This window comes from Streptomyces cyaneofuscatus (genome assembly GCF_042718795.1).
In the GTDB taxonomy this organism is placed as follows: Bacteria; Actinomycetota; Actinomycetes; order Streptomycetales; family Streptomycetaceae; genus Streptomyces; species Streptomyces cyaneofuscatus_A.
Genome location: NZ_JBHXOX010000021.1, coordinates 48,246 through 60,313, shown reverse-complemented (window position 1 = coordinate 60,313; position 12,068 = coordinate 48,246). Strand labels below are relative to the sequence as shown.

Annotated in this window: 9 protein-coding genes; 3 read left to right on the top strand and 6 right to left on the bottom strand. The window is 71.2% G+C overall.

Annotation, left to right across the window (positions count from 1 at the left end; genetic code table 11):
* Positions 1–127: 127 nt before the first annotated feature.
* Together ACFWRT_RS23790 and ACFWRT_RS23785 are read right to left on the bottom strand one after the other, a co-directional pair.
* Positions 128–2,365, bottom strand: coding sequence for a serine/threonine-protein kinase (locus tag ACFWRT_RS23790; protein ID WP_380950140.1), 2,238 nt, complete (start codon positions 2,363–2,365; stop codon positions 128–130).
* Between the two features lie 284 nt (positions 2,366–2,649).
* Positions 2,650–4,356 carry a glycerol-3-phosphate dehydrogenase/oxidase gene (locus tag ACFWRT_RS23785; RefSeq protein ID WP_380950139.1) on the bottom strand — a complete coding sequence of 569 codons (1,707 nt, stop codon included), beginning with the start codon at positions 4,354–4,356 and terminating at the stop codon, positions 2,650–2,652.
* Between the two features lie 246 nt (positions 4,357–4,602).
* On the opposite strand from ACFWRT_RS23785, the gene ACFWRT_RS23780 reads away from it, so the two are divergent.
* The gene (locus tag ACFWRT_RS23780) at positions 4,603–5,865 is read left to right on the top strand and encodes a nucleotide sugar dehydrogenase (RefSeq protein ID WP_380950138.1); all 1,263 of its coding nucleotides are present in this window, start codon (positions 4,603–4,605) and stop codon (positions 5,863–5,865) included.
* 231 nt (positions 5,866–6,096) lie between these two features.
* Positions 6,097–6,768: an LbetaH domain-containing protein gene (locus ACFWRT_RS23775; protein WP_380950137.1), complete on the top strand. Its 672-nt coding sequence runs from the start codon at positions 6,097–6,099 to the stop codon at positions 6,766–6,768.
* A gap of 83 nt (positions 6,769–6,851) precedes the next feature.
* On the opposite strand, the gene ACFWRT_RS23770 is transcribed toward ACFWRT_RS23775, so the two are convergent.
* From ACFWRT_RS23770 to ACFWRT_RS23755, 4 genes are all read right to left on the bottom strand, one after another.
* The gene (locus ACFWRT_RS23770) at positions 6,852–7,976 is read right to left on the bottom strand and encodes a GuaB3 family IMP dehydrogenase-related protein (RefSeq protein ID WP_018490868.1); all 1,125 of its coding nucleotides are present in this window, start codon (positions 7,974–7,976) and stop codon (positions 6,852–6,854) included.
* A gap of 138 nt (positions 7,977–8,114) precedes the next feature.
* Positions 8,115–9,617, bottom strand: a complete 1,503-nt coding sequence (guaB, locus tag ACFWRT_RS23765) for an IMP dehydrogenase (RefSeq protein WP_380950136.1) — start codon at positions 9,615–9,617, stop codon at positions 8,115–8,117.
* A gap of 129 nt (positions 9,618–9,746) precedes the next feature.
* Positions 9,747–10,322: a sigma-70 family RNA polymerase sigma factor gene (locus ACFWRT_RS23760; RefSeq protein ID WP_030561783.1), complete on the bottom strand. Its 576-nt coding sequence runs from the start codon at positions 10,320–10,322 to the stop codon at positions 9,747–9,749.
* 287 nt (positions 10,323–10,609) lie between these two features.
* Positions 10,610–11,221, bottom strand: a complete 612-nt coding sequence (locus ACFWRT_RS23755) for a response regulator transcription factor (protein WP_003948568.1) — start codon at positions 11,219–11,221, stop codon at positions 10,610–10,612.
* Between the two features lie 452 nt (positions 11,222–11,673).
* Here ACFWRT_RS23755 and ACFWRT_RS23750 point away from each other — a divergent pair, with 452 nt between their 5' ends.
* Positions 11,674–12,015 carry a WhiB family transcriptional regulator gene (locus ACFWRT_RS23750; RefSeq protein ID WP_026238029.1) on the top strand — a complete coding sequence of 114 codons (342 nt, stop codon included), beginning with the start codon at positions 11,674–11,676 and terminating at the stop codon, positions 12,013–12,015.
* The last annotated feature ends 53 nt before the right edge of the window (positions 12,016–12,068 follow it).

The window sequence follows — 12,068 nt, the reverse complement described above, 5'->3', positions numbered from 1 at the left end:
GGCCAATTGACCCACTGTTCCGGCTGCGTACGGTCTCCGTCGTCTTACGATACGTGGCAACGCGCGCCGACGGGACGGGTCGCACCAACCCGGCCCGCCCAATACGTCCCGCGCGGCTCGCCGACGCTCACTTCGTGGGCGTGAACGTGGCGAACGCCGTCTCGCGCAGCGTGCGGCACGCGTCGCCGTCCCACTCGTCGACCTTGCAACTGATCATGATCGAGTAGCCGCGCCGGGCGTCGACCTTGAAGCCGCGGTTGATCACCCGGACCCGGACGCCGTTGTGGCTTCGCTCGAACGTCCAGTCCGCGACGGTCGGATAGCCGTTGTACTCGACCTTTTTTATGCCGATGTGCTGGTAGTTGTCGCTGAGGAGCCTGACGCTGGCGACGGCCCCGCTCCAGGCGGCGGCCGCGTCGTCCTTGGGCGAGCCGGTGAAGTCGACCTGAACCCGGGGGAAACCGCCGCGCTCGGCGTTGTAGATGCCGCCGGAGTTGGAGCCCGCTATGGCCGTGCGCCGGAAGGTGTCCGGCATCCCCATGGTGAAGTGGAAGCGGTCGTCGGAGACCTCTTCGTACCCGGCGGGCAGGGAGCCGTCGCCCGGCTCCTCGGTCTTCGGGTCGTCCCCGGCGGGGTCGTCCGTACCGGGGTCGTCCGTCTTCGGGTCGTCCTGCGACGGGTCGCCGGACGGGTCACCGGAGGGGTCGCCGGTCGCCTTGCCGTCCTCGGTGCCCTGCCCCTCCTTCTGGCCGTCGCCCTCGCCTTCGCCGTCCGAACCACCTGCCGCGGCTCCGGCCGACGCCGTGGTGTCGCCCTTGCCGTTACCGGCGTTGGCCTTGTCGTCACCGCTGTCGCCCAGGGTGAGCGCGAGGACGGTGCCGAGGATCGCCAGCACCACGACGCCCGCGATGATCGCGAGGGTGCGGCGCGGCACGACGTCGGTGATCGAGGCGCGGGTGGTGGTGGCCGGTGAGGTCGGGGGGCGCTGCGGGGGTACGGACGCGCCCGAAGCGGCCCCGGAACCCGCCGGCGTCGCCGCCGACCCGGAGCCGGTGGCCAGAGCGGTGGTGACCGCCGGGCCGGAGGCCTTCGCGGCCTTGCCGCCCGGGGCGCCGGGAGGCGTGGCGGGCTTGGGCGGGGCGACCGGAGAGCCGGTCGAGGCCTGAGAAGCGGAAGCCTGAGAAGCGGAAGCCTGCGAGGCCTGCGAGGCCTGGGACGCAGGCGCCTGAGCCGAGGAGGCCGGGGTCGCCGAGGCCGCCGCCGCGCCGGCCGCACCCGCCGCGATACCGGACGCCGCCTTCGCCCCCCGTACGGAACGGAGCGCTCCGCGCAGCCGGTCGCGCGTGCCCTCACCGGAGCCGGCGCCGGACCCGGAGTCGCTCGGCGCACCGGTGGTCTGCTTCGGCGGCTTGGCGGTCTTCGCCGCCTTCGTGAGCCGGCCCGCGCCCGGTTCGGCGTCGGCGGGGACCACCGGCAGGGCCATGACCTGCGTGGAGTCGGCGGGCGGGACCTCGGATGCGTTGATCACCTTGTTGAGCAGCGCCCGGGCCCCGCGGTCGTCGAGCCGCTGGTCGGGGTCGCGGGCGAGGAGCCCGTAGATGACCTCGGTCAGCGGGCCCGCGTTCTTCGGCGGGTCGAGCGGCTCGGTCATCACGGCCGTCAGGGTGGCGATGGCCGACCCCTTGTCGTACGGCGGGCAGCCCTCGACGCTCGCGTACAGCAGGCCGCCGAGCGACCACAGGTCGGCGGGCGGTCCGGGCTTGTGGCCGCGGGCCCGCTCCGGCGAGATGTACGAGGGGGCCCCGACGAGCATGCCGGTGGAGGTGACCGAGGGGTCGCCCTCCACCTGGGCGATGCCGAAGTCGGTGAGCACGACGCGGCCGTCCTCGGCGATCAGCACGTTGGACGGCTTCACGTCGCGGTGCAGGATGCCCTCACGGTGCGCCGAGCGCAGCACATCGAGGATGGCGAGCCCGACCTCGGCGGCCCGGCGCGGCGTCAGCGTGCCGTCCTCGCGGATCGCTTCGGCGAGCGACTTGCCCTCGATCAGCTCCATCACGATCCACGGGCGGTCGTCCTCGTCGACCACGTCGTAGACGGTCACCGCGCCGTTGTTGCGGATCCGTGCGATCGCCTTCGCCTCACGCAGCGTGCGCGTGATCAGCCGGCGCTTCTCGTCCTCGTCGATGGCGCCGGGGAACCGCAGTTCCTTCACCGCCACCGTGCGGCCGAGCGTCTCGTCGTCGGCGCGCCAGACCGTACCCATGCCGCCCCGGCCGAGCACTCCCCCGAGCCGGTAGCGCCCCGCGAGGAGACGACCGTTCTTGTCCCCTTGGGGCTCCCGTGCCTGCTCCGCCTCCGACATGCGTCCCCTCTGCGATCAACCCGCCCTGGCAGAGCGTTCATTGTCCCTCACCCCGGGACCGGTCCTGGTGCCGGGTCCGGGGTCCGCCGCGCTGGGGCCCGAGGAGGGAATCCCCCACAGCCTCCTACCAACCGGGCCTCCCCGTCCAGCACCGGCCGGACGGCCACCGCCGCGCGACCGGGCCCTTCGCGCTCAACTGGCCGGGAGCTGACGGGCGGTGGCCGCCCGGGTGAACGCGGCTTGGACATGGCTTGGACATGGCTTGGACGGGGCTTGGACGCGCTCTAGATCGGCACGATGTCCGGTGCGCCGAGCCGGGCCGCGTCCGCCGTGAGGTCGTCCGGCTGCCGCTGCGACTCGCGCTCGGCCTCCACCCGCTTCTCGTAGTGCTCGACCTCCCGGTCGATCTGGTCCGCGTCCCAGCCCAGCACCGGTGCCATCAGCTCCGCGCAGAGGCGGGCGCTGCGGGTGCCCCGGTCGAAGGTCTCGATGGAGATCCGGGTGCGCCGGGTCAGGACGTCGTCCAGGTGCCGGGCGCCCTCGTGGGAGGCCGCGTAGACGATCTCGGCGCGCAGATAGTCGTCGGCGGCGGGCAGCGGTTCACCCAGGGAGGGGTCGGCGAGGATCAGCTCCAGAATTTCCTCCGTCATTGAGCCGTACCGGTTGAGCAGGTGCTCCACCCGGACGACATGGAGGCCGGTCCGGTCCGCGATCCTGGCCCGCGCGTTCCACAGGGCCTTGTACCCCTCGGCGCCCAGCAGCGGGGTGTCCTCGGTGACGCAGGCCGCGACCCGCTGGTCCAGCCCGTGCACCGCCTCGTCCACCGCGTCCTTGGCCATGACCCGGTACGTCGTGTACTTGCCGCCCGCCACGACGACGAGGCCGGGGGCGGGGTGAGCCACGGTGTGCTCGCGGGACAGCTTGCTGGTGGCGTCCGACTCGCCGGCCAGCAGCGGGCGCAGCCCGGCGTAGACGCCTTGGACGTCGTCCCTGGTCAGGGGGGTGTTGAGGACGGAGTTGACGTGTTCGAGCAGATAGTCGATGTCGGCGCTGGAGGCGGCCGGGTGGGCCTTGTCCAGGTCCCAGTCGGTGTCCGTGGTGCCGATGATCCAATGCCGGCCCCAGGGGATCACGAAGAGGACGGACTTCTCGGTGCGCAGGATGAGGCCGGTGGAGGAGTGGATGCGGTCCTTGGGGACGACCAGGTGGATGCCCTTGGAGGCCCGGACGTGGAACTGTCCGCGCTCGTTGATGAGCCCCTGGGTGTCGTCGGTCCACACGCCGGTCGCGTTGACGACCTGCTTGGCCCGGACCTCGTACTCGCTGCCGCCCTCGACGTCCTGCACCAGCGCGCCCACCACCCGCTCGCCCTCGCGGAGGAAGCCGATGACCCGGGCCCGGTTGGCGACCTGGGCCCCGTAGGAGGCGGCGGTGCGGACCAGCTCGGTGACGAAGCGGGCGTCGTCCATCTGGGCGTCGTAATACTGCAGGGCGCCGACCAGGGCGTCCTTCTTCAGCGCGGGAGCGACGCGCAGGGCGTGCTTGCGGGTGAGATGGCGGTGGACGGGCAGGCCCCGACCGTGGCCCGATGAGACCGACATCGCGTCGTACAGCGCGACGCCGGAGCCCGCGTAGAGCCGCTCCCAGCCCTTGTGCTGCAACGGGTAGAGGAAGGGCACCGGCTTCACCAGGTGCGGTGCGAGCCGCTCCAGCAGCAGCCCGCGCTCCTTCAGCGCCTCCCGCACCAGGGCGAAGTCCAGCATCTCCAGATAGCGCAGCCCCCCGTGGATCAGCTTGCTCGACCTGCTCGATGTGCCGGACGCCCAGTCGCGCGCCTCGACCAGGCCGGTCGAGAGCCCTCTGGTGGCGGCGTCCAGCGCCGTGCCCGCGCCGACGACGCCCGCCCCCACGACCAGCACGTCCAGTTCGCGCTCGGCCATCGCGGCGAGCGCGGCGGTGCGCTCGACGGGTCCCAGTGTCGCTGTCCTCACTGCTGCCTCCCGGTGGATCGGGGTGGTCGGACACGGGAGTGCCACCCGGCCGAGGGGCCGGCCGCCCGTGTCCACTCCTCGATTCTGTCCGCGCTCCCCGACTTCAGCCACCGCCTGTGGACAACACCCGGACGACAGGCGTCACGCAATGCGACATATAGGTCATATTTACGCCTAGTCTGACATTGCACTGTCCACAGCAGTTGCGAAAAACGTTCTCCGGTCTTAGGGAAGGCGGCGTTCGACATGCCCGCAGACCTCGCCGTCATCGGACTCGGCCACCTCGGCCTCCCCCTCGTGCAGGCGGCCGTGGCCGCCGGGATCGACACCGTCGGCTACGACACCGACCCACGCCCCGTCGCCGAGCTGCGCGCGGGCCGCACCCCCGTCGAGGGCTCCCTCACCGCGTCCGAGATCCGCCGCATGCTCTCCGGCGGCTTCCGCCCCACCACCGGCGCCGCCGAGCTGGGCCGGGTCCGTACCGCCGTGATCTGCTCCCCCACCCCCCTCGGCCCCGACCGCACCCTCGACCTCACCGCCCTCCACGACGCCGCCCGCGCCCTGGCCGCCCGGCTGCGCCCGCACACCACCGTGGTGCTGGAGTCCGCCGTCCCGCCCGGCACCACCGAGAACGTCCTGCGCCCCCTGCTCGAAGAGGGCTCCGGGCTCACCGCCGGACGCGACTTCCACCTCGCCTGCTCCCCCAGCCGCCTCGACCCCGGCAACCGCACCCACACCTACGCCTCCACCCCCAAGGTCATCGGCGGCCTCACTCCCGCCTGCACCGAGTCGGCCGCCGCCTTCTACGGCCGCCTCACCGACAAGGTCGTACGGGCCAAAGGGCCGCGCGAGGCCGAGATGACCAAGGTGCTGGAGACCAACTTCCGGCACGTCAACATCGCCCTGGTCAACGAGATGGCGGTGGCCTGCCACGACCTGGGCGTCGACCTGTGGGACGTCATCCGGTGCGCCGAGACCAAGCCCTTCGGATTCCAGCCCTTCCGCCCCGGGCCCGGCGTCGGCGGCCACGGCGTCCCGGTGGACCCGGGCTGCCTCCCGTACAGCGGCCGTACGCCCGGCCACCCGCTGCGGATGGTCTCGCTGGCGCAGGAGATCAACGACCGGATGCCCAGCTACGTCATCCGGCGCTGCGCCACCCTGCTGAACGAGCACGGCAAGTCCGTCCGGGGCGCCCGCGTCCTGCTGCTCGGCGTCACCTACAAGCCGGACAGCGCCGACCAGGAGGCCGCGCCCGCCCGCGAGATCGCCGGCCGGCTGATGGACATGGGCGCCCAGATCGGCTTCCACGACCCGCACGTCCTGGACTGGCGGGTGCGCGAACTCCCCGTCCCGCGCGCCGACTCGCTGTACGAGGCGGCAGCGGCGGCCGACCTGACCGTACTGCTCCAGCAGCACCGCACCTACGACCTCCAGGGCCTCGCGGTGAAGGCGCAGCTCCTCCTGGACACGCGAGGCGCGACACCGGCGGGAGCGGCACACCGGCTCTGAGCGAAAGCGCCGGCTCCGAGCGCGCGTCTCAGCTCCGAGCGCGCGTCTCAGCTCCGAGCGCGCGTACCGGCTCTGACGGCGCGTAACCGGCCATCAACACGGGTGCATATCGGCCACCGGATAACTAGTGACCAATTTGGATGCGTACTGCTACCGTGCGGCGTCACAGAGCGCACACGTGTTCGCGTCAAGAACCGCAGTCGCGCATTTCGCCCCAGGGGGAGAGCCACCGTGAGCCAGCCCGTGCAGCCGCCGAACCAGCCCCAGCAGCCGTACGGCGGCCAGCCCGCAGACGGCAACCCGTACGCGGCCGGACCGGGCGCCTCCGCCCCGGCCGCCCCGACGGGCAACCCGTACGGCGACCAGCCCCCGGCACCCACCGGCAACCCCTACGGCGACCAGCCCCCCGCCTCCACCGGCAACCCCTTCGGGAACCCGCAGGGCCCGCCCGCCCCGTTCGGCGGCGGCGCCCCGTTCGCCCCGGCTCCCCCGGCTTCCCCGGTCCGCAACGGCCTCTTCCTCGGCGTGCTGGTCGCCCTCGGCGCGGCGATCGTCGCGTCCATCCTGTACGGCGTGCTCCTGGGATCGATCGAGCGCGAGTTCGGTTACGCGGCGATCGGCGTCGGCTTCCTGGTCGGCTTCGCGGCGGCCAAGCTCGGCGGCGCCAACCCGGTGACCATCGCCGCGGCCGCCGTCTTCTCGGTCGGCGCCGTCTACTTCGGCCAGCTCATCGGCTACGCGATGGTGATGGCGGACGCTGCACAGGTCTCGTTCTCCGAGGTGTTCCTCGACCACTTCGACACCGTGACCCGGGTCTGGAAGGAAGACGCCGACTTCATGCGGTACCTCTTCATCGCCCTCGGCGCGGTCGCCGCGATCGGCGGCGCCAAGAAGGCGAGCTGACGCTTCGTACGACCACGCGGAAGGGCCCGGACCGTTCGACGGTCCGGGCCCTTCCGCGTTGCACGTACGGGCGTACAGGCGGGTCAGCGGCGGTGCTGCGAGTCCGCCACCGTCACCTCGACGCGCTGGAACTCCTTGAGGTCGCTGTAGCCGGTGGTGGCCATCGCGCGGCGCAGGGCGCCGAAGATGTTCATCGAGCCGTCCGGGGTGTGCGAGGGGCCGGTGAGGACCTCCTCCGTCGTCCCGACCGAGCCGAGGTCGACCAGCTTGCCGCGCGGCACGTCCTCGTGGACGGCCTCCATGCCCCAGTGGCGGCCGCGGCCCGGCGCGTCCGTCGCGCGGGCCAGCGGGGAGCCCATCATCACGGCGTCGGCGCCGCAGGCGATGGCCTTCGGCAGGTCGCCCGACCAGCCGACGCCGCCGTCCGCGATGACGTGCACGTACCGGCCGCCGGACTCGTCCATGTAGTCGCGGCGGGCCCCGGCCACGTCCGCGACGGCGGTGGCCATCGGGACCTGGATGCCGAAGACGTTGCGCGTGGTGTGCGCGGCGCCGCCGCCGAAGCCGACGAGGACACCGGCCGCGCCGGTGCGCATCAGGTGCAGGGCGGCGGTGTACGTGGCGCAGCCGCCGACGATGACCGGGACGTCCAGCTCGTAGATGAACTGCTTCAGGTTGAGCGGCTCGGCCGCGCCCGAGACGTGCTCGGCGGAGACCGTCGTACCGCGGATGACGAAGATGTCCACCCCGGCGTCGACGACGGCCTTGGAGAACTGGGCGGTGCGCTGCGGGGAGAGCGCGGCGGCGGTGACGACACCGGAGTCGCGCACCTCCTTGATGCGCTGCCCGATCAGCTCCTCCTGGATGGGTGCGGAGTAGATCTCCTGGAGCCGGCGGGTCGCCGTCTCGACCGGCATCTCGGCGATCTCGTCCAGCAGCGGCTGCGGGTCGGCGTGCCGGGTCCACAGCCCTTCCAGGTTGAGGACGCCCAGGCCGCCGAGCTCACCGATGCGGATGGCGTGCTGCGGGGAGACCACGGAGTCCATGGGAGCGGCCAGGAACGGCAGCTCGAAGCGGTAGGCGTCGATCTGCCAGGCGATCGAGACCTCCTTCGGGTCCCGGGTGCGGCGGCTCGGCACGACGGCGATGTCGTCGAATGCGTAAGCCCGGCGGCCGCGCTTGCCGCGCCCGATCTCGATCTCAGTCACGATGTGTGGCCTTTCCCTCTACGTCTGCGCTGACCAGTATCCCCGACGCACACGTGAGGGGCGGTACCGGGAACTCCGGTCCGCCCCTCACCTGCGGTGACGCGTTACTTCCTGCGTACTTCCCGCGTGCTTCCCGCGTTACTTCCTGCTGTAGTTCGGTGCTTCCACCGTCATCTGGATGTCGTGCGGGTGGCTCTCCTTGAGACCCGCCGAGGTGATCCGGACGAAGCGGCCCTTGCTCTCCATCTGGTCGACGGACGCGGCGCCGACGTAGCCCATGGTCTGGCGGAGGCCGCCGACGAGCTGGTGGAGGACGTTGGCCAGCGGGCCCCGGTAGGGCACCTGGCCCTCGATGCCCTCGGGGACGAGCTTGTCGTCCGAGGAGACCTCGGCCTGGAAGTAGCGGTCCTTGGAGTAGGACCGGCCCTGGCCGCGCGACTGCATGGCGCCCAGCGAGCCCATGCCGCGGTACGACTTGAACTGCTTGCCGTTGATGAACATCAGCTCGCCCGGGGACTCCTCGCACCCGGCGAGCAGGCTGCCCAGCATGACGCTGTCGGCGCCGGCGGCGAGCGCCTTGCCGATGTCGCCGCTGTACTGCAGGCCGCCGTCGCCGATGACCGGGACGCCCGCGGCACGGGCGGCGAGCGCGGCCTCGTAGATCGCGGTGACCTGCGGGACGCCGATACCGGCGACCACGCGGGTCGTACAGATGGAGCCCGGTCCGACGCCGACCTTCACGCCGTCGACACCGGCGTCGATCAGCGCCTGGGCGCCGTCGCGGGTGGCGACGTTGCCGCCGATGACGTCGATGCCGACGCTCGACTTGATCTTCGCCATCCAGGCGAGGGCGTTGCTGTTGTGGCCGTGCGAGGTGTCGACGATGAGGAAGTCGACCCCGGCGGAGGCGAGCGCCTGGGCGCGGTCCAGCGCCTCGGGGCTGGCGCCGACGGCCGCGCCGACCAGCAGACGGCCTTCGGCGTCCTTGGCGGCGTTCGGGTACTGCTCGGCCTTCTTGAAGTCCTTGACCGTGATGAGGCCCTTGAGGATGCCCGCGTCGTCGACCAGCGGCAGCTTCTCGATCTTGTGGCGGCGGAGCAGCTCCATGGCCTCCACGCCGGAGATGCCGACCTTGCCGGTGACGAGCGGCATCGGGGTCATGACCTCGCGCACCTGGCGCGAGCGGTCCGACTCGAAGGCCATGTCGCGGTTGGTCACGATGCCGAGGAGCTTGCCCGCGGCGTCGGTGACCGGCACGCCGCTGATACGGAACTTGGCGCAGAGCGCGTCCGCCTCGCCGAGCGTGGCGTCGGGGTGCACGGTGATCGGGTCGGTGACCATCCCGGACTCGGACCGTTTGACCAGGTCGACCTGGTTGACCTGGTCCTCGATCGAGAGGTTGCGGTGCAGCACGCCGACGCCGCCCTGACGGGCCATCGCGATGGCCATCCGGGACTCGGTCACCTTGTCCATGGCGGCCGACAGCAGCGGGATGTTGACGCGGACGTTCCGCGAGATGAGGGACGAGGTGTCGACCGCGTTGGGCAGGACCTCTGACGCGCCCGGCAGCAGCAGCACGTCGTCGTATGTCAGCCCGAGCGTCGCGAACTTCTCAGGCACTCCGTCGACGTTTGCAGTCATGACACCTTCCCCAAATGGTCTTGATCGGTGCGGATGTCCATGCTAACGGGCTCTACGGGTGTCTCATTCCACGATCAAGATCAGTTGGGCGTTCTGTAGCTTCCTACGGGAGGCCGTACGGGATGTGTCCTACTGCTCGGCGAGTGCCCGCAGCCTGCTGAGCGCGCGGTGCTGGGCGACCCGGACCGCGCCCGGGGACATCCCGAGCATCCGCCCGGTCTCCTCGGCGGTCAGCCCGACCGCGACCCGCAGGACCAGCAGCTCGCGCTGGCTCTCGGGGAGGTTGGCGAGGAGCTTCTTGGCCCAGGCGGCGTCGCTGCTGAGCAGGGCGCGCTCCTCCGGGCCGAGGGAGTCGTCGGGCCGCTCGGGCATCTCGTCGGAGGGGACGGCGGTGGAGCCGGGGTGGCGCATCGCGGCGCGCTGGAGGTCGGCGACCTTGTGGCCGGCGATGGCGAAGACGAAGGCCTCGAAGGGCCTGCCGGTGTCCTTGTAACGCGGCAGCGCCATCAGGACGGCGACGCAGACCTCCTGCGCGAGGTCCTCCACGAAGTGACGGGCATCACCGGGCAGCCGGTTCAGCCGGGAGCGGCAGTAGCGCAGCGCGAGGGGGTGGACATGGGCCAGCAGATCGTGTGTGGCCTGCGCGTCGCCGTCGACGGCCCGGTGCACGAGGGCACCGATCGCCGTGGTTTCGTCGTCGCGCATCGAACCATGGTGCCCTGGTGCCGTACGGCCCGCTCCATCGCGTCCCGAGTTGTGCACCGAAGCGTTATGAGCGGGTGCGCCGGATGTCATGTCCTGCGCCCTCCCCTTCCGCTCGACCGAATCGTTCCTACCGTTCCTGAGGAACTCCACGACTCAAGGATGCGTCATCGGCCGGGAAGCGTCACACGACGCCGCCGACGGGCGCCCGGATCCGGGTTCGTACCGCTGGTGACCCGTCCCGTCACCCCGTCCGCCGGCCTGCGGACGGGGGCGGTCCGGGCCGGGCGTCAGCGGACCAGCCCCCAGCGGAATCCCAGGGCCACCGCATGGGCACGGTCCGAGGCCCCGAGCTTCTTGAACAGCCGCCTGGCGTGGGTCTTGACGGTGTCCTCGGAGAGGAACAGCTCACGGCCGATCTCCGCGTTGGAGCGGCCGTGGCTCATGCCTTCGAGCACCTGGATCTCGCGCGCGGTGAGCGTGGGGGCCGCCCCCATCTCGGCGGACCGCAGCCGGCGCGGGGCGAGCCGCCACGTCGGGTCGGCCAGCGCCTGGGTGACGGTGGCCCGCAGCTCGGCACGCGAGGCGTCCTTGTGCAGATAGCCGCGGGCACCGGCGGCGACCGCGAGCGCGACCCCGTCCAGGTCCTCGGCGACGGTCAGCATGATGATCCTGGCCCCGGGGTCGGCGGAGAGCAGCCGCCGGACCGTCTCCACACCCCCCAGACCGGGCATGCGTACGTCCATCAGAATCAGATCCGAACGGTCGGCCCCCCAGCGGCGGAGGACTTCCTCGCCGTTGGCCGCCGTGGTCACGCGCTCGACACCGGGCACGGTGGCCACCGCGCGACGGAGCGCTTCGCGGGCAAGCGGGGAATCGTCGCAGACGAGCACGGATGTCATGACCGGCCTCCGCAGCTGATGCGCGTCACCTTGAGCCTCCAGGCTGATACAAGTCGTCACCTGTGCGGTTGACCCCTTCGGACATGTGCCCGAGCTCGTTCTCCGTCAACCGCATCCGCCCTCTTAACGATGGTCACTCGAAAGAGTTACGGGTCGGACCTTTGGGTTCGGCACTCTACGTGAGGGCCCGTGTACGGAGGAGAGCGACGCGGGTGATTCACCCGTCAACCGAATCTTCACTCTCCCGCTTGCCCTATTTGGCGAGATTTCTTCCCTTTTGAGGGTGTCTGTGGCTAGATTCGCAAACAGTCATATTTACATCTACTAGCACCGCAGATGTACGGTCGAGACTCAGGTCACCGAAGAGACGATCGCCGATCACTGATCGCCGGTTCACCGGCGGTCCAGGAATGCCGCTTCCGACGCAGCACGGCTTCGAGGGGACAAGCGCAATGGCAGATTTCTCCCGCCTTCCCGGACCCAACGCAGACCTGTGGGACTGGCAGCTGCTCGCCGCCTGCCGAGGCGTGGACAGCTCCCTGTTCTTCCATCCCGAAGGTGAGCGCGGCGCCGCCCGCAGCGCTCGTGAGACCTCCGCGAAGGAGGTGTGCATGCGGTGCCCGGTACGCGCCGAGTGCGCGGCCCACGCCCTGGCCGTACGGGAGCCCTACGGGGTGTGGGGCGGCCTGACCGAGGACGAGCGCGAAGAGCTCATGGGCCGGGCCAGAACCAGACTGATCACCGCGGCGCCCTCGGGCGCCACCACGGCCACGACAGGTTCCCGCCCGACCTGACAGCCGACAGGTCGGGTCGAACGCAGAAACGTTTCCTCGACAGCCCCCTGCGG